A 17256-nucleotide genomic window follows, 5' to 3' on the forward strand; every position below is an offset into this window, starting at 1 on the left:
CATGACCATGATCTTTGGCATTCCCGTCCAGGCGCTGATGGGCCAGTTGCTGCTTGGCCTGATCAACGGCTCTTTCTATGCGCTTTTGTCGCTGGGCCTTGCGATCATCTTCGGCCTGCTGCGCGTGATCAACTTCGCCCATGGCGCGCAATACATGCTGGGCGCCTTTGTCACCCTGCTTTTGCTGAACCATGGCGGGATCAGCTTTTGGTTCGCGCTGGTCCTGGCGCCGCTGATCGTGGGGCTTGTCGGCGCCGTGATCGAACGCACGATGCTGTCGCGGCTCTACAAGCTGGACCACCTTTACGGGCTGCTGTTCACCTTTGGCCTGGCCTTGGCGATCGAGGGAACGTTCCGATATCTTTATGGTGCTTCGGGGATGCCTTATCCGCAGCCCGTGCAGGGCGGCGTGAATCTGGGCTTCATGTTCCTGCCGAAGTATCGCGGCGCGGTCGTGATCATCTCGCTGGCGGCCTGTATCGGGGTCTGGTTCATGATCGAAAAGACCAAGCTGGGCGCCTATCTGCGCGCGGCGACGGAAAATCCGACGCTGGTGCAAAGCTTTGGCGTCAACGTGCCCTTGCTGCTGACGCTGACCTATGCGCTTGGCGCGGGGCTGGCCGGTTTTGCCGGGGTGCTGGCGGCGCCGATCTACCAGGTCAGCCCGCTGATGGGTTCGAACCTGATCATCATCGTCTTCGCGGTGGTGGTCGTGGGCGGCATGGGCTCGATCCTGGGGGCCATCGTCACCGGCTACATGCTGGGCGTGGTCGAGGGGCTGACCAAGGTCTTCTACCCCGAGGCGTCCAATATCGTGATCTTCGTCATCATGGCGATCGTCTTGATCCTGCGGCCCGCGGGCCTTTTCGGAAAGGATGCCTGACATGGCCGGAAAATCCGAAACCGCCGCCCCCGACCATGTCGCGGCCCATCCGCGCGCGGGACAGGTCCGGCTGGTGCTGATCGGTGTCGCGCTGGCAGGGCTGCTGGTCGCGCCGATGTTCCTTTACCCGATCTTCCTGATGAAGCTTCTGGCCTTCGCGCTCTTCGCCTCGGCCTTCAACCTGCTGCTGGGCTATACGGGGCTTTTGTCCTTTGGCCACGCGGCCTTTTTCGGCGGCGCGGCCTATTTCACCGCCCATGCCGTCAAGGTCTGGGGCTGGCCGCCGGAACTCGGCCTGCTCCTGGGCGTTGCCGGCGCGGCGGCCCTGGGGCTGGTGATGGGCGCCATCGCCATCCGCCGCCAGGGCATCTATTTCGCCATGATCACCCTGGCGCTGTCGCAGATGTTCTTCTTCTTCTGCCTGCAAGCCCCCTTCACCCATGGCGAGGACGGCATCCAGTCGGTGCCGCGCGGCCACCTGTTCGGGCTGATCGACCTGAACCGGCCGATGAACATGTATTACTTCGTGCTGGCGGTGTTCCTGGTGGGCCTGCTGATCATCCGGCGCTTCGTAAACTCGCCCTTCGGCATGATCCTGAAGTCGATCCGGGAAAACGAGAGCCGCGCCATCTCGCTGGGTTATTCGGTGCAGCGCTACAAGCTGGGCGCCTTTGTGATGTCGGCGGCGCTGGCGGGGCTGGCCGGCGGCGTCAAGGCGCTGATCTTCCAGTTCGCCACCCTGACCGACGTGACCTGGCAGATGTCGGGCGAGGTGATCCTGATGACGCTGCTGGGCGGCATCGGCACGCTTTTCGGCCCCATCGTCGGCGCCGGCCTGGTGGTGAGCCTGCAAAACTTCCTGGCCACCTCGGATTTTCCCGTCACCATCATCACCGGCGTCGTCTTCATGGTCTGCGTGCTGCTGTTCCGCCGCGGCCTGGTGGGCGAATTCTTCGCCTCGAAGCTGGGCCGCAAGCTGGGCTTGCGGTCGGGATCGTGATCGCAGGGGGCGGGGGAGTATCCGATGGAAAGCTATGACTATATCATCATCGGCGCCGGCAGCGCCGGCTGCGTGCTGGCCAACCGCCTTAGCGCCGATCCCGGCACCCGCGTGCTGCTGCTGGAAGCCGGGGGGCGCGACAATTACCACTGGATCCACATCCCGGTCGGCTATCTTTATTGCATCGGCAACCCGCGCACCGACTGGGGCTTCCGCACCCAGGCCGAGCCGGGGCTGAACGGGCGCGCGCTGCTTTACCCGCGCGGCCGGGTGCTGGGCGGCTGTTCGTCGATCAACGGCATGATCTACATGCGCGGGCAGGCGGCCGATTACGACCATTGGCGGCAGATGGGCTGCACCGGCTGGGGCTGGGACGACGTGCTGCCGCTGTTCAAGGCGCAAGAGGACCATTACCGCGGCGGCGACGCCATGCATGGCGCCGGCGGCGAATTGCGGGTCGAAACCGCGCGGGTCCGCTGGGCTGTCCTTGACGCCTTCATGGAGGCGGCGGAACAGGCCGGCATCCCCCGCAGCGAGGACTTCAACCGCGGCGACAACGAGGGCGGCGGCTATTTCGACGTGACCCAGCGCCGCGGCTGGCGCTGGAGCGCGGCCAAGGCGTTCCTGCACCCGGTGCGCCACCGCCCGAACCTGCGCATCCTGACCGGGGCCGAGGTCGAGCGGCTGGTGATCGAGGCGGGCGAGGTCACGGGCGTCATCTTCCACCACAAGGGCCAGCGGCACGAGGTCCGCGCGGCGCGCGAGACGGTGCTGGCCGCGGGCGCCATCGGTTCGGTGCAGATCCTTGAACATTCCGGGATCGGCCGCGGCGATATCCTGCAAGCCGCCGGCATCGCGCCGCAGGCCCTGGTGCCGTCGCTGGGCGAGAACCTGCAAGACCACCTGCAATTGCGGCTGGTCTACAAGGTCCGCGGCGTGCCGACGCTGAACGAAAAGGCATCGCACCTGATGGGCAAGGCGGCCATCGGGCTGGAATACCTGCTCAAGCGCTCGGGGCCGATGGCGATGGCGCCCAGCCAGCTTGGCATCTTCACCCGTTCGGGCCCCGACAAGGCGACGCCGGACCTGGAATTCCACGTCCAGCCGGTCAGCCTGGACAAGTTCGGCGACCCGGTGCACCCTTTTCCGGCGATGACCGCCTCGGTCTGCAACCTGCGGCCGGAAAGCCGCGGCTCGGTCCATATCGCCGGGCCGGATTTCCGCGCCCATCCGGCGATCCGGCCGAACTACCTTTCGACCCAGGCCGACCGCGAGGTGGCCGCGCGCGCCATCCGCCTGACCCGCAAGATCGCCGCCCAGCCCGCCTTCAACCGCTACGACCCCCAGGAGCACATCCCCGGCATCGCCTTCCAAAGCGACGAGGATCTGGTGGCGGCGGCGGGTGCGGTGGGCACCACGATCTTCCACCCGGTCGGCACCTGCCGCATGGGCGCCGATGACGGCGCGGTGGTCGATCCCCGGCTACGGATGCGTGCGCTTGGCCGGCTGCGCATCGCCGATGCCTCGGTCATGCCGACGATCACCAGCGGCAACACCAACGCCCCGGTGATGATGATCGCCGAAAAGGCGGCGCGGATGATGCTGGAGGATGCGCGAAACCGCACCTTCTGACCTGGGCGGCCATCCGCCCAAGACGGGGCCGCCCGGCTACTTGCCGGGCGCACCCTCAGTCCTCGATCATCGGCCGGCTGCCGTCGATGTCCAGCCCGCCGGAAAACACCCGGCTGGCGCGGATATCGGGTTCGGTGATGGTCGACAGCGCCCGCGCATCGACCGGCGCATCGCCGGAAAACAGCCGGTTCGCCTGGCGCAGCCGCGCCCGGTCCAGCGCGTTGCGGATCGAACGCGCATTGGCGAAATGCGGCTGCTCGCGGCGCAGGCGGACATATTCGTCCATCGCCCCGCGGCCGGCCTCGTCAAAGGCGTAGCCCTGGTTTTCCAGCATCGAGGCCGAGATCCGCCCCAGCTCCTCGTCGGTATAGTCGGGAAATTCGATATGATGGGCGATGCGCGAACGAAAGCCGGGATTGGCGGCGAAGAAACGGTCCATCCGGTCGGCATAGCCGGCCATGATCACCACCAGGTCGTCGCGGTTGTTCTCCATCACCTGCAACAGGATCTCGATCGCCTCCTGGCCATAGTCGCGCTCGTTGTCGGGCTTGTAGAGGTAATAGGCCTCGTCGATGAACAGCACGCCGCCCATGGCCTTTTTCAGCACTTCCTTGGTCTTGGGCGCAGTATGGCCGATATATTGCCCGACCAGGTCGTCGCGGGTCACGCTGACCAGGTGGCCCTTGCGCACATAGCCCAGCCGGTGCAGCAGCCCGGCCATCTTCAGCGCCACGGTGGTCTTGCCGGTGCCGGGATTGCCGGTAAAGCTCATGTGCAGGGTCGGCGTCTCATACGCCAGGCCCAGGTCGCGCCGCGCCCGGTCCACCAAAAGCAGCGCCGCCGTCTCGCGGATGCGTTCCTTGACTGGGGCCAGGCCGATCAGCTCGCGGTCCAGCTCGTCCAGGATCTCGCGCACGCCCGAGGATTCATACTCGGCCTTCAGGTCCACGGTAGCCAGCGTCTCGCCCATATCGCCGTCCATCAGCCTTTCTCCGTTTCGCAAATACTCTCGGGGGGTCCGGGGGGCAGACAGCCCCCCGGCAGCAGCAACAGCCGGCTTATCCGACCATCTCGTGGGTATAGCGGATATGGCGCCCATCGGCCTCCATCCGCCAGGTGCGGAAGCTCGGCTCGCTTTCCGGGCGGTTGACGATAAAGGACATCATCACCGTCTCCCATCCCCGCGTGCTGTCAAAGGCGTTGATGCGGATATATTTTTCCCCATGCGCCTTGCGGCAGTCGTCCAGTTCCATCATCACGCCCTTGGCGTCCTTCAGGTCGAACATCGGGTTGCCCCACATCTCCCAATAGGTGTTGCGGGGATGCGGCTCGTCGGTGAACTCGATCCCGACCGCCCAGTCGCGCGACAGGATATATTCCACCTGGTCGCGGATCTGCTCGTCGGTCAGGTCGGGCAGAAAGGAAAAGCAGCCCTGAGTGATACGCATCTGTTCTCTCCCTTAGCTGACGGACGCGGTCGGAACGAAGTCCGAGGTGTCGGTCGAGGTGTAGTTGAAGGTGATGTTGCCCCAGACATCCAGCGCCGCTTCCAGCGGCTTGCACCATTTGGCGGCCTTGCGCAGGACTTCCGGGCCTTCGTTCGCGATGTCGACGCCTTCGTTGCGCGCCAGGACCATGGCTTCCAGCGCCACGCGGTTCGCGGTCGCGCCGGCCTGGATGCCCATCGGGTGGCCGATGGTGCCGCCGCCGAATTGCAGCACCACATCGTCGCCGAACAGGTCCAGAAGCTGGTGCATCTGCCCGGCATGGATGCCGCCCGAGGCGACCGGCATCACCTTTTTCAGGTTGGCCCAGTCCTGCTCGAAGAAGATGCCGCGCGGCAGGTCGACTTCGTTCACCGTCTCGCGGCAGACATTGTAATAGCCCTGCACGGTCATCGGATCGCCTTCCAGCTTGCCGACGGCGGTGCCGGTATGCAGGTGGTCGACCCCGGCCATGCGCAGCCACTTGGCGATCACGCGGAAGCTGATGCCGTGGTTCTTTTGCCTTGTATAGGTGCCGTGGCCGGCGCGGTGCATGTGCAGGATCATGTCGTTCTGCCGGCACCAGTTGCTGATCGACTGGATCGCGGTATAGCCGACGATCAGGTCGACCATCACGATCACCGAGCCCAGTTCCTTGGCCAGTTCGGCGCGGCGATACATTTCCTCCATCGTGCCGGCGGTGATGTTGAGGTAATGGCCCTTGACCTCGCCGGTGACGGCGGTCGCCTTGTTCACCGCCTCCATGCAGTAAAGGAAGCGGTCGCGCCAGTGCATGAAGGGCTGCGAGTTGATGTTCTCGTCGTCCTTCATGAAGTCGAGCCCGCCTTTCAGCCCTTCATAGACCACGCGGCCATAGTTCTTGCCCGACAGGCCCAGCTTGGGCTTGGTGGTGGCGCCCAGCAGGGGGCGGCCGAACTTGTCCAGGCGCTCGCGCTCGACCACGATGCCGGTCGGCGGGCCGGCAAAGGTCTTCATATAGGCGACCGGGAAGCGCATGTCTTCCAGGCGCGCGGCCTTCAGCGGCTTGAAGCTGAAGACGTTGCCGATGATCGAGGCGGTGACGTTGGCGATCGAGCCTTCTTCGAACAGGATCAGGTCATAGGCGACATAGCAGAAATACTGCCCCGGCGTGCCCGGCACCGGCTCGACCTTATAGGCTTTGGCGCGATACTGGTCGCAGGCGGTCAGCCGGTCGGTCCAGACCACGGTCCAGGTCGCGGTCGAGCTTTCGCCGGCCACGGCCGCGGCCGCCTCGATCGGGTCCACGCCCTCTTGCGGGGTGATGCGGAACAGCGCCAGGACATCGGTGTCCTTGGGCTGGTAATCGCCATCCCAATAGCCCATCTGGGCGTATTTCAGCACCCCGGCCGTGTAGCGTTTCTTGGCGTCGGTGATTTCGGTCTTGGTCATCTCGTTCATCGGGCTTCCTCCTCCTCAGGCGGCTTTCGCGCCAGTGATTGCCGGGTCCAGTGCCCCCGACGCATAGCGCCGGGCCATCTCGTCCATCGGGATGACCCTGATCTTGCTGGCATGGCCGGCGGTTCCGAAACGTTCGAAACGATCGCGGCACAGCACCGTCAATTCCTTCATGGCTGGGATCAGGAATTTGCGCGGGTCGAATTCCTGGGGCTTTTCGCGGGCGACCTTGCGGAACTGTCCGGTCATCGCCATGCGGCAGTCGGTGTCGATGTTCACCTTGCGCACGCCGTGGCGGATGCCGCGCTCGATCTCTTCGACCGGGACGCCATAGGTCTGGGGCATCTCGCCGCCGGCCTCGTTGATCAGGTCTTGCAGATATTGCGGCACCGAGCTGGAGCCGTGCATGACCAGATGCGTGCCGGGCAGGCGCTCATGGATCGCCTCGATCACATGCATGGCCAGGATGTCGCCATCGGGCTTGCGGCTGAACTTGTAGGCGCCGTGGCTGGTGCCGCAGGCGATGGCCAGCGCGTCGCAGCGGGTGCGGGTAACGAAATCGACCGCCTGGTCGGGGTCGGTCAGAAGCTGGCTGTGGTCCAGCTTGCCCTCGGCGCCCGAGCCGTCCTCGGCCGCGGCTTCGCCGGTTTCCAGCGAACCCAGCACGCCCAGTTCCCCCTCGACCGAGGCGCCGACGGCATGGGCGGCCTCGGCCACCTTGGCCGTCACCGCGACGTTATAGTCGTAATCGGCGGGCGTCTTCATGTCCTCGTGCAGCGAGCCGTCCATCATCACGCTGGTAAAGCCGTGGCGGATCGCCGACATGCAGGTGGCCAGGTTGTTGCCATGGTCCTGGTGCAGGCAGATCGGGATGGTCGGGTTCATCTCGGCCAGGGCCTCGACCATGCGGCGCAGCATGATGTCGCCGGCATAGGAACGCGCGCCGCGGCTGGCTTGCAGGATCACCGGGGCATCGACCTCGGCCGCGGCCTTCACGATGGCAAGCCCCTGTTCCATGTTGTTGATGTTGAATGCGGGCACGCCGTAGCCATGTTCGGCGGCGTGGTCCAGAAGCTGTCGCAGCGTGATGAGGGCCATCACTTTCCTCCCTGGATAAGCTGGTTGGCAAGGTCGGCGGCACGTTCGGCGGTGATGCCGAAATGCCGGTAAAGCGCGGGGGCAGGGGCCGAGGCGCCAAAGCCCGCCATGCCGATGAAGCCGTCGCCGGGGCGCAGGAACAGTCCGTCCCAGCCCTGTCGGATCAGCGCCTCGATGCCGATGCGCGGGGCACGGCCCAGCACCGCCTCGCGCTCGGCCTCGGGACGCTGCGCGAACAGCTCGAAGCAGGGGGCCGAGACGACGGCGGCGCGCACGCCCTGCGCGGCCAGCAGGTCGGCGGCCTCCACCGCGATCTCGATTTCCGAGCCGGTGGCGATCAGCGTCACGTCGCGCGCGCCCTCGGTTTCGCGCAGGACATAGGCGCCCTGGCGGCTGCGGTTTTCGTCATCGGCATCCAGCCGCACCGCGGGCAGGTTCTGGCGCGACAGGCAGAGGACCGAGGGGCTGGCGGGCGCGGTCAGCGCGATTTCCCAGGCCTCGGCGGTCTCGACCGCATCGGCGGGGCGAAAGACCATCAGGTTCGGGATTGCCCGCAGCGCCGCGACATGCTCGACCGGCTGGTGGGTCGGGCCGTCTTCGCCCAGGCCGATGCTGTCATGGGTCATGACATGGACGACCGGCACCCCCATCAGCGCGCCCAGCCGGATCGCCGGGCGGGAATAGTCGCTAAAGGCCAGGAAGGTGCCGCCATAGGGGACAAAGCCGCCGTGCAGCGCCAGGCCGTTCATGACCGCGGCCATGCCGTGTTCGCGGATGCCGTAATGGACATAGCGGCCGCTGCGATCCTGGGGCGTCACCGACACCATGCCCTTGCTGCGGGTGTTGTTCGAACCTGTCAGGTCGGCCGAGCCGCCGACCGTGTTCGGCAGGGTGGCGTTCACCACCTCCAGCGCCATTTCCGACGCCTTGCGGGTCGCGACCTTGGGCCGGTCGGAGGCGAGTTTCGCCGTATAGTCACGGATGGCGCTGCGCAGCGCCGCCGTATCAGGCGCGGCCAGCATGGCGTTGAAGCGACCCTGATCTGGGGACGTTTCCAGCCGCTTCTGCCATGCTGACCGCGCCTCGGCCCCTCGCGCGGAGACAGAGCGCCAGGAGTCCAGGATGTCTTGGGGTATTTCAAAGGCCGGATGGCTCCAGCCCAGATGCGCGCGCGCCGCTGCGATCTCGTCGGCGCCCAGCGGCGCGCCATGCACGTCATGGCTGCCCTGCTTGTTCGGCGCGCCATAGCCGATCACCGTCTTGCAGGCGATGAGCGAGGGGCGGTCGTCGGCGCGCGCCGCCTCGATCGCCGCGGCCACCGCCTCGCGGTCATGGCCGTCCACCGCCTGCACATGCCAGCCGGCGGCGGCAAAGCGCGCCTGCTGGTCGGTGGTGGTGGACAGGTCAGTGCCGCCGTCGATGGTGATGCCGTTGTCGTCCCACAGCAGGACCAGCCGGCCCAGCCGCTGATGGCCGGCAAAGTCGATGGCCTCGTGGCTGATGCCCTCCATCAGGCAGCCGTCGCCCGAGATGACATAGGTCCAGTGGTCGACCAACCCGTCGCCGAAGCGCGCGTTCATCATCCGCTCGGCCAAGGCCATGCCGACGGCGGTGGCGATGCCTTGGCCCAAGGGGCCGGTGGTCGTCTCGATCCCCTTGGCATGGCCGTATTCGGGATGGCCGGCGGTGCGCGCGCCAAGCTGGCGGAAATTGCGCAGCTGGTCCATGTCCATGTCGTCATAGCCCAGCATGTGGTTGATCGCATAGACCAGCATCGAGCCGTGCCCGGCCGACATCACGAAACGGTCGCGATCGGGCCATGCGGCATCCGCCGGGTCAATCTTCATGAAGCGGTTGAACAGCACCGCGGCCACGTCGGCCATGCCCATGGGCGCGCCGGGATGGCCGGACTTGGCCGCCTCGACCGCGTCCATCGCCAGGGCGCGGATGGCGTTGGCCATCTGCCCCTCCAGCCCGGTGTCGATCCTTGCCATCTGGTTCATCTCTTTCCTCCCTTCAGGCGCGTTTCGATTCGCTGACCATGCGCAGGATCATCGGCGTCAGGATCAGCTGCATGGCCAGGTCCAGCTTTGGCCCCGGAACGACGATGGAATTCGCACGGGTCATCCACGACCCCTGGATCATCGAGGCGAGATAGGGGAAATCTATGCCGCGCGGGTTCTTGAAGCGGATCACCACCAGGCTTTCATCCGCCGTGGGGATCCAGCGCGCCACGAAGGGATTCGAGGTGTCCACCACCGGCACGCGCTGGAAATTGATGTCGGTTTCGGTGAATTGCGGGCAGATCACATGGACATAGGCGTGCATGCGCCGCAGGATCACGTCGGTCACGGCCTCGGTCGAATAGCCGCGGCTGGCCTTGTCGCGATGGATCTTCTGGATCCATTCCAGGTTGATGACCGGGACCACGCCGATCTTCAGGTCGGCCTGGCCGGCGATGTCGATGCCGTCCGATTTGACCGCCCCGTGCAGCCCTTCATAGAACAGCACGTCGGAATCGGCGGGAAAGTCCTTCCATTCGGTGAAGTGACCGGGGGGGGTGCCGTATTTTTCGGCCTCGCGGTCGTCATGGACGTAATGCCGGGTCTGGCCGGTGCCGGTCTGGCCGTATTGGCGGAACACCTGCTCCAGCCGCTCCAATTCGTTGGCCTCGATGCTGAAATGGCTGAAGGTATGATCGCCCGCCTCGGTCCGGCGCGCCAGTTCCGCCTTCATCGCGGCCCGGTCATAGCGGTGAAAGGCGTCGCCCTCGATGCTGACGGAGGTGATCTTTTCGCGGCGGAAGATCTGGTCGAAGGTGTTCTTGATCGTCGAGGTGCCCGCGCCGGACGAGCCGGTGACGGAGATGATCGGGTGTTTCTTGCTCATGACGTCCCTCGGTTATCCAGATCAGGCGCGGAACAGGCCGCGATTTCCGAACAGCGCCGAAATCTCGGTCTCGGGCAGTTCGTGATAGGCGGCGATGCGGGCGACCTTGCCGGCCGAACCGAAGATGAACGGCGTGCGCTGGTGCAGCGCCCCGGCGCCCTGGTCCAGGATCGGGATCAGCCCGTCCGTGGCCTTGCCGCCGGCCTGTTCGATCAGCAGCGCGATGGGGGCGCATTCGTAAAGCATGCGTAGCCGGCCACGCTCATAGCCCTGGCGGGCGTCGGACGGGTAAAGAAAAACGCCGCCGCGGATCAGGATGCGGTGCGCCTCGGCCACCAGCGAGGCGATCCAGCGCATGTTGAAATTGCGTTCGCGCGGGCCGTCGCTGCCGGCCAGGCAATCGTCGATATAGGCGCGGATCGGCTGCGGCCAGTGGCGGTAGTTCGAGGCGTTGATGGCGAATTCCTGGGCGCCTTCGGGCATTTCCTGCCGCGCCGTGACCAGGTGGAACCTGTCGCTGTCGGGGTCCAGCGCGTAATGCTGCACCCCGTCGCCGAAACTGACCATCATGGCGCAGCGCGGGCCATAGATGATGTAGCCGCCACCGATCTGGTCGCGGGCCGGGCGCAGGAAGCTGGCCTCGGCCGTGTCCTCGGCCGGGAAGATCGAAAAGATCGTGCCGATCGAGACATTGGTGTCGATATTGGACGAGCCGTCCAGCGGGTCGATGGCGACGGCCAGCCGTCCTTGCGGATCCAGGGCCACGGCCTCGTCCTGTTCTTCCGACGCGAACCAGCGCACCCCGGCGCCGGCCAGCGCGTCGCGAAACAGGTCGTCGGCCATCACGTCCAGGGCCTTTTGCCCGTCGCCGTCGGCATTGGTTCCCACGGCCGAGGCCAGGTCGCCGCCCCGGCGAATGATGGCGGCAAGCCGCGCGCCCGCCCCGGCAAGGGCCAGCATCACATCGTGCATCTGCGGGGGTATACGGTCGGTCTGGATAGTCTCGGCGGTCATCGGCCCCTCCTCTGGCGCGCTTCCCGAACTCTTGTTGACATGTCCGTGCTTTAAGGAACATTTAATAATTCAGAAATCTATTTCGGGAATCCTGAATGGGCCGCGTCGATGCCGTTACCCTTCGCCAGTTGCGCGCGCTGCGTGCGGTCATCGACACTGGCTCGTTGACGGGGGCCGCAGCGCAGCTAAGCCTTAGCCCGCCGGCGATCCACAGCCAGTTGCGCGCGCTTGAGGATCTGATGGGCGCGCCGATGGCGATCCGCGGCGAGCATGGGGCCTTTCTGGCCACCGACGAGGGGCGGGCGGTGCTGGAGGCCGAGTCGCAGATCGCCATCGCCTTGCAGACCTGCGCCCGGCGGGTCGCGGCGCTGCAAAGCGGCCATACCGGCAACGTGTCGCTGGGGGTCGTCTCGACCGGGAAATACTTCGCGCCGCGCCTGGTCGCCGACCTGCGCCGGGCGTTGCCGGAAATCGAGGTGACGCTGCGCATCGGCAACCGCGACGCGGTGATCCAGTGGCTGGGGTCGCGGGCGCTGGACCTGGCCGTCATGGGGCGGCCGCCGCGAAGCCCCGCCGTGGTGGCCGAGCCGGTGGGGCCGCATCCCCATATCATCGTCGCACCGCCCGACCACCCCTTGGCGGCGGCCGATCCGGCCACGCCGCAGGAACTGCTGGCGGAGACCTATCTGGTGCGCGAACCCGGCTCGGGCACGCGCATCCTGATGACGCGTTTCCTGGACCGGATCGGCGACGGCATCCCCTGGCGCATGGTCGAGATGGGCACGAACGAAACCATCAAGCAGGCGGTGATCGCCGGGCTGGGCATCGCGCTGATCTCGCAGCATACCGTGACCGAGGAATTGCGCGCCGGCCGGCTGGTGGCGGTAAAGGCGGTCGGCCTGCCGATCCAGCGCAACTGGTTCCTGCTGCGCCGCGAGGACATGCCGCTGTCGCCCGCGGGCCAGCGCGTCCACGACCATGTGCTGTCGCTGAAGGGCGGCTTCCTGCCCAGGGTGGAAGCCTAGCGGCAGCCTCAGCCGCAGCCCCGCGCCGGCGACGGCCCGCCGGTTCCCGCCCGCGCGTGGGGTAGGGCGGCTGCCCGGCCTGCGCTATGATCGGGCGATTCGGCTGGGGAGGGCAGGATGGACCGGCACAAGGACAAGACGGGCCGCATTCGCATCGGCGTCGGCGGCTGGACCTATGAGCCATGGCGCGGCAGCTTCTATCCCGAAGGGCTGGCGCAGCGGCGCGAGTTGGAACACGCCAGCCGCGCGCTGACCTCGATCGAGATCAACGGCACCTATTACGGCGCGCAAAAGCCCGAAAGCTTTCGCAAATGGCATGACGAGACGCCGGGGGATTTCGTCTTCTCGCTCAAGGCCCCGCGCTATGCGACGAACCGCAAGGTCCTGGCCGATGCGGGCGAAAGCGTCGCGCGCTTCCTGTCCGGCGGGCTGATGCTTCTGGGCGACAAGCTGGGGCCGATCAACTGGCAGTTCATGCCGACCAAGACCTTTGATCCAAAGGATTTCGAGGCGTTCCTGAAGCTTCTGCCCGCCACGGCCGAGGGCAGGGCGCTGCGCCACGTGGTCGAGGTGCGGCACGACAGTTTCCGCAACCCGGACTTCCTTGCCATGCTGCGCGAGCATGGCGTGGCGGCGGTGATCGCGGCGGATGGAAAGTTTCCGCAGATCGCCGACCCGACCGCGCCCTTCGTCTATGCCCGCATCATGGGCACCAGCCCGGACGAGCCCCTGGGCTATTCCCCGGCGGCGCTGGACCTTTAGGCAAAGCGGGCGCGGACCTGGGCCGCCGGCGGCCTGCCCGAGGGGCTGGACTATGTCGGGGCGAATGCCGCTTCGGGACCGCGCGACGTCTATCTTTACGTCATCAGCGGCCACAAGGCGCGCAATCCGCAAGCCGCGATGGCGCTGATCGACCGCCTGCACTGACCGCCACCGGGCGCCGCCCATCGGGGCCAAAGAATCATGTTCCCCGCATTGCCGCGGCCGGCGGGTGACATGGCGCCGCCACGGCGGACGGGCGTGCAACCCGCAACCGCCTATTGCCAGCCTTTCGCGATCGCTGCCTGCGGAAACGTCAAAAACGTCCGAAAGCGTTGGCGTTTCGCTGCGTCATTACAGCACAATGACAGCAAGACCCGGCAAAGCACTTGACCTGTCAGGCAGATTCGTTTGCATAAGGAACAGGCAATATCTCTAGACATGGGAGGCATTATGTCATTCTTTTCCACCCGCATGCTTGCGGCCTCGGCCTTTGCGCTGATGGCTGCGGCACCGCTGCACGCCAAGACCTTCGTCTATTGCTCGGAGGGCTCGCCCGAAGGGTTCGACGCCGCGCCCTATACCTCGGGCACCACCTTCGACGCGTCGGGCCACGCGGTCTATAACCGGCTGGTGCAGTTCAAGCCCGGCACCACGGAAATCGAGCCCGCCCTGGCCGAAAGCTGGGACGTGTCCGAGGACGGTCTGGAATATACCTTCCACCTGCGCCAAGGCGTGAAATTCCATTCCAACGACAAGTTCACGCCCTCGCGCGATTTCAGCGCCGACGACGTGATCTTCACCTTCGAGCGGCAGGCCAGCGCCGACCATCCCTGGCACGAATACATCCCCGGCGTCACCTATGAATATTATTCGTCGATGGAGATGGACAAGCTGATCAAGTCCATCGAAAAGGTCGATGACCACACGGTGAAATTCACCCTCAACCAGCCCGAGGCGCCGTTCCTGGCCAATGTGGCCATGCCCTTCGTGTCGATCGTGTCCAAGGAATATGCCGACGCGCTGGAAGCCGCCGGCACCCGCGAGGACCTGAACAACGCCCCCATCGGCACCGGCCCCTTCCGCTTCGTCGCCTATCAGAAGGACGCGGTGATCCGTTACCAGAAGAACGCCGATTACTGGGGCGAGGCGCCCAAGATCGACGACCTGGTCTTTGCCATCACCCCCGACGCCTCGGTGCGGCTGCAAAAGCTCAAGGCCGGCGAATGCCACCTGATGCCCTATCCCGCGCCCGCCGACCTGGAGGACATCCGCGCCGACCCGAACCTCAAGCTGGACGAGCAGCCCGGCCTGAACGTGGGCTACCTGGCCTATAACACCACCGTCGCGCCCTTCGACAATCCGCAGGTCCGCAAGGCGCTGAACATGGCCATGGACAAGCAGGCGCTGATCGACGCCGTCTATCAGGGCAATGCCGAGATCGCCAAGAACCCGATCCCGCCGACCATGTGGTCCTATAACGACGCCGTCGAGGACGACAAATTCGACCCCGAAGCCGCCAAGGCGATGCTGGAGGAAGCCGGCGTCAGCGACCTGTCCATGGAAATCTGGGCCATGCCGGTGCAGCGGCCCTACATGCCCAATGCCCGCCGCGCCGCCGAACTGATCCAAAGCGATTTCGCCAAGATCGGCGTCAAGGTCGAGATCGTCAGCTACGAATGGGGCGAATACCTGAAGAAGTCGATGGAAGAGGGCCGCAAGGGCGCGGTCATCCTGGGCTGGACCGGCGACAATGGCGATCCCGACAACTTCCTGACCGTGCTGTTGTCCTGTGCCGCAGCCGCGCCGGGCGGGGCGAACCGCGCCTTCTGGTGCAACGAAGAGTTCTCGGACCTGCTGGCCAAGGCCAAGGCGGCTTCCGACCATGACGAGCGGGTCAAGCTTTACGAAGAGGCGCAGGTCATCTTCAAGGAGCAGGCGCCCTGGGCCACGCTGGCGCATTCGACGCAATATGTGCCGATGGCCAAGAACGTGACCGGCTTCGTGCAGTCGCCCTTGGGCGACTATGCCTTCGACACCGTGGACCTGGCCGAATAAGGTCGCGCGCGGATTGCAACTCTTGCGGCCGTGCGGGGAACCCTCCGCACGGCCCTCAGGTTAGGGTCGATGTTCAGATTCATCCTTAAGAAACTGCTTTACCTGGTCCCGACGATGATCGGGATCACGCTGGTGGCCTTTGGCTTCATCCGCCTGCTGCCTGGCGATCCGGTGCTGCTGATGGCCGGCGAACGCGGCGTCTCGCCGGAACGTTACGCCCAGATCGCGGCGCAGCTTGGCTATGACAAGCCGGTCTGGCAGCAATATGTCCATTACCTGGGCAACCTGCTCCAAGGCGACCTGGGCAATTCGCTGGTCACGAAAAAGCCGGTGCTGGACGAGTTCCTGGCATTGTTCCCGGCCACGGTCGAACTGGCGCTGGTCGCGATCATCATCGCCACCGTGATCGGCGTGCCGGTCGGTGTCGTCGCGGCGATCAAGCGCGGCTCGTGGTTCGACCAGATTTCCATGACCGGGGCGCTGGTCGGCTTCTCGATGCCGATCTTCTGGTGGGGGCTTTTGCTCATCATCCTGTTTTCCGGCGTGCTGGGCTGGACCCCGGTTTCGGGCCGCATCTCGCTGATGTATTTCTTTCCGCAGGTGACGGGCTTCATGCTGATCGACAGCCTGCTGTCGGGCGATGAGGGGGCCTTCGCCTCGGCCGTCAGCCACCTGATCCTGCCTTCGGTGGTGCTGGCAACGATCCCGCTGGCGGTGATCGCGCGCCAGACCCGATCCGCCATGCTGGAGGTGATGGGCGAGGATTACGTGCGCACCGCCCGCGCCAAGGGCCTGTCGCCGCGCCGGGTGATCGCGGTCCATGCGCTGCGCAATGCCATGATCCCGGTCATCACCACCATCGGCTTGCAGGTCGGCGTGCTGATGGCCGGCGCCATCCTGACCGAGACGATCTTTTCCTGGCCGGGCATCGGCAAGTGGATGATCGATTCGATTTCGCGCCGCGACTATCCGGTGGTGCAGTCGGGCCTTTTGCTGATCGCCGCCATCGTGATGATCGTGAACCTGATCGTCGACCTGACCTATGGTCTCATCAACCCGAGGATCCGGCACAAATGACCGATACCACCGTCAAGATTTCGGACGCGGCCATCCGCCGCCGGATGCTGCGCGAATTCTGGTTCTATTTCAGCCAGAACCGCGGTGCGGTGATCGGCCTTGTCGTCTTCGTCCTGCTGGTGCTGACGGCGATCTTTGCATCGCTGATCGCGCCGCATGATCCCACGCAGCAATATCGCGACGCGCTGCTGGTGCCGCCGATCTGGCAGGATGGCGGGCGCGCGGGCTTTCTGCTGGGCACCGATGCGGTCGGCCGGGACATGCTGTCGCGGCTGATCCATGGCGCGCAATATTCGCTGTTCATCGGCATCGTCGTCGTCGCCATCGCCCTGACCGGCGGCATCATCATCGGGCTGGTCGCCGGCTTTTTCGGGGGTTGGGTCGATACGGTCATCATGCGGGTCATGGACGTGGTGCTGGCCTTTCCCTCGCTCTTGCTCGCGCTGGTGCTGGTCGCGGTGCTGGGGCCGGGGCTGACCAATGCGATGATCGCCATCGCCATCGTCTACCAGCCGCATTTCGCCCGCCTGACCCGCGCCGCGGTGATGGGCGAAAAGGCGCGCGAATACGTCACCGCCGCCAAGGTGGCCGGCGCCGGCAACCTGCGGCTGATGTTCAAGACAATCCTGCCCAATTGCCTGGCACCGCTGATCGTCCAGGCGACGCTAAGCTTTTCGTCGGCGGTGCTCGACTCGGCCGCGCTGGGTTTCCTGGGCATGGGCGCGCAGCCGCCGGCGTCCGAATGGGGCACCATGCTGGCCGAGGCGCGCGAATTCATCCTGCGCGCCTGGTGGGTCGTGACCTTCCCCGGCCTTGCCATCCTGGTCTCGGTCTTGGCGATCAACCTGATGGGCGACGGGCTGCGCGACGCCCTCGACCCGAAACTGAAGCGGAGCTGAG

The 17256-nt window shown here is 65.7% G+C and carries 14 protein-coding genes and 1 pseudogene; 8 read left to right on the forward strand and 7 right to left on the reverse strand.

Annotation, left to right across the window (positions count from 1 at the left end; translation table 11 throughout):
* Window position 1 precedes the first annotated feature (1 nt).
* From F3H32_RS02215 to F3H32_RS02225, 3 genes are read left to right on the forward strand one after another with little or no spacing between them, the layout of a single operon-like run.
* Entirely contained in the window at window positions 2–883 is an 882-nt protein-coding gene (locus tag F3H32_RS02215; protein ID WP_115755129.1) for a branched-chain amino acid ABC transporter permease, read from the forward strand.
* A gap of 1 nt (window position 884) precedes the next feature.
* Entirely contained in the window at window positions 885–1883 is a 999-nt protein-coding gene (locus tag F3H32_RS02220; RefSeq protein ID WP_149764010.1) for a branched-chain amino acid ABC transporter permease, read from the forward strand.
* A gap of 24 nt (window positions 1884–1907) precedes the next feature.
* Entirely contained in the window at window positions 1908–3515 is a 1608-nt protein-coding gene (locus tag F3H32_RS02225; protein ID WP_149764012.1) for a GMC family oxidoreductase, read from the forward strand.
* Window positions 3516–3570: 55 nt separating this feature from the next.
* Here F3H32_RS02225 and cbbX read toward each other — a convergent pair whose 3' ends face one another.
* The 7 genes from cbbX to F3H32_RS02260 all read right to left on the reverse strand — a co-directional run bounded on the left by cbbX (window position 3571) and on the right by F3H32_RS02260 (window position 11437).
* Window positions 3571–4497: a CbbX protein gene (cbbX, locus tag F3H32_RS02230; RefSeq protein WP_181900556.1), complete on the reverse strand. Its 927-nt coding sequence runs from the start codon at window positions 4495–4497 to the stop codon at window positions 3571–3573.
* A gap of 76 nt (window positions 4498–4573) precedes the next feature.
* Window positions 4574–4963 (reverse strand): ribulose bisphosphate carboxylase small subunit, encoded by a 390-nt coding sequence (locus F3H32_RS02235; protein ID WP_115755126.1) that lies wholly within the window; start codon window positions 4961–4963, stop codon window positions 4574–4576.
* Between the two features lie 12 nt (window positions 4964–4975).
* The gene (locus F3H32_RS02240; RefSeq protein ID WP_374189385.1) at window positions 4976–6430 is read right to left on the reverse strand and encodes a form I ribulose bisphosphate carboxylase large subunit; all 1455 of its coding nucleotides are present in this window, start codon (window positions 6428–6430) and stop codon (window positions 4976–4978) included.
* Window positions 6431–6454: 24 nt separating this feature from the next.
* Complete coding sequence (gene fba / locus F3H32_RS02245; RefSeq protein WP_149764014.1) at window positions 6455–7534, reverse strand: class II fructose-bisphosphate aldolase; 1080 nt, start codon at window positions 7532–7534, stop codon at window positions 6455–6457.
* Window positions 7534–9537 carry a transketolase gene (gene tkt, locus F3H32_RS02250; RefSeq protein WP_149764016.1) on the reverse strand — a complete coding sequence of 668 codons (2004 nt, stop codon included), beginning with the start codon at window positions 9535–9537 and terminating at the stop codon, window positions 7534–7536. The genes fba and tkt overlap by 1 nt, the downstream gene beginning before the upstream one ends.
* Window positions 9538–9550: 13 nt before the next feature.
* Complete coding sequence (locus F3H32_RS02255; RefSeq protein ID WP_149764018.1) at window positions 9551–10423, reverse strand: phosphoribulokinase; 873 nt, start codon at window positions 10421–10423, stop codon at window positions 9551–9553.
* A gap of 21 nt (window positions 10424–10444) precedes the next feature.
* On the reverse strand, window positions 10445–11437 hold the full coding sequence (locus F3H32_RS02260) for a class 1 fructose-bisphosphatase (RefSeq protein ID WP_115755121.1): 993 nt from the start codon (window positions 11435–11437) through the stop codon (window positions 10445–10447).
* Window positions 11438–11532: 95 nt separating this feature from the next.
* On the opposite strand from F3H32_RS02260, the gene cbbR reads away from it, so the two are divergent.
* From cbbR to F3H32_RS02285, 5 genes and pseudogenes are all read left to right on the forward strand, one after another.
* Window positions 11533–12462 carry a LysR family regulator CbbR gene (cbbR, locus tag F3H32_RS02265; protein ID WP_149764020.1) on the forward strand — a complete coding sequence of 310 codons (930 nt, stop codon included), beginning with the start codon at window positions 11533–11535 and terminating at the stop codon, window positions 12460–12462.
* A gap of 117 nt (window positions 12463–12579) precedes the next feature.
* Window positions 12580–13389, forward strand: a pseudogene (locus F3H32_RS02270) (DUF72 domain-containing protein).
* 285 nt (window positions 13390–13674) lie between these two features.
* Window positions 13675–15279, forward strand: coding sequence for an ABC transporter substrate-binding protein (locus F3H32_RS02275; protein WP_149764022.1), 1605 nt, complete (start codon window positions 13675–13677; stop codon window positions 15277–15279).
* 69 nt (window positions 15280–15348) lie between these two features.
* Window positions 15349–16356, forward strand: a complete 1008-nt coding sequence (locus F3H32_RS02280) for an ABC transporter permease subunit (protein ID WP_149764024.1) — start codon at window positions 15349–15351, stop codon at window positions 16354–16356.
* On the forward strand, window positions 16353–17255 hold the full coding sequence (locus tag F3H32_RS02285) for an ABC transporter permease subunit (protein ID WP_149764026.1): 903 nt from the start codon (window positions 16353–16355) through the stop codon (window positions 17253–17255). The genes F3H32_RS02280 and F3H32_RS02285 overlap by 4 nt, the downstream gene beginning before the upstream one ends.
* The last annotated feature ends 1 nt before the right edge of the window (window position 17256 follow it).

This window comes from Paracoccus thiocyanatus, assembly GCF_900156255.1.
Classification (GTDB): Bacteria; Pseudomonadota; Alphaproteobacteria; order Rhodobacterales; family Rhodobacteraceae; genus Paracoccus; species Paracoccus thiocyanatus.

Bases quoted from the DNA above. Each gene is read 5' to 3' on its own strand.
- F3H32_RS02215 (WP_115755129.1), top strand. From the start codon at position 2: ATGACCATGATCTTTGGCATTCCCGTCCAGGCGCTGATGGGCCAGTTG.
- F3H32_RS02220 (WP_149764010.1), top strand. From the start codon at position 885: ATGGCCGGAAAATCCGAAACCGCCGCCCCCGACCATGTCGCGGCCCAT.
- F3H32_RS02225 (WP_149764012.1), top strand. From the start codon at position 1,908: ATGGAAAGCTATGACTATATCATCATCGGCGCCGGCAGCGCCGGCTGC.
- cbbX (WP_181900556.1), bottom strand. From the start codon at position 4,497: ATGGACGGCGATATGGGCGAGACGCTGGCTACCGTGGACCTGAAGGCC.
- F3H32_RS02235 (WP_115755126.1), bottom strand. From the start codon at position 4,963: ATGCGTATCACTCAGGGCTGCTTTTCCTTTCTGCCCGACCTGACCGAC.
- F3H32_RS02240 (WP_374189385.1), bottom strand. From the start codon at position 6,430: ATGACCAAGACCGAAATCACCGACGCCAAGAAACGCTACACGGCCGGG.
- fba (WP_149764014.1), bottom strand. From the start codon at position 7,534: ATGGCCCTCATCACGCTGCGACAGCTTCTGGACCACGCCGCCGAACAT.
- tkt (WP_149764016.1), bottom strand. From the start codon at position 9,537: ATGAACCAGATGGCAAGGATCGACACCGGGCTGGAGGGGCAGATGGCC.
- F3H32_RS02255 (WP_149764018.1), bottom strand. From the start codon at position 10,423: ATGAGCAAGAAACACCCGATCATCTCCGTCACCGGCTCGTCCGGCGCG.
- F3H32_RS02260 (WP_115755121.1), bottom strand. From the start codon at position 11,437: ATGACCGCCGAGACTATCCAGACCGACCGTATACCCCCGCAGATGCAC.
- cbbR (WP_149764020.1), top strand. From the start codon at position 11,533: ATGGGCCGCGTCGATGCCGTTACCCTTCGCCAGTTGCGCGCGCTGCGT.
- F3H32_RS02275 (WP_149764022.1), top strand. From the start codon at position 13,675: ATGTCATTCTTTTCCACCCGCATGCTTGCGGCCTCGGCCTTTGCGCTG.
- F3H32_RS02280 (WP_149764024.1), top strand. From the start codon at position 15,349: ATGTTCAGATTCATCCTTAAGAAACTGCTTTACCTGGTCCCGACGATG.
- F3H32_RS02285 (WP_149764026.1), top strand. From the start codon at position 16,353: ATGACCGATACCACCGTCAAGATTTCGGACGCGGCCATCCGCCGCCGG.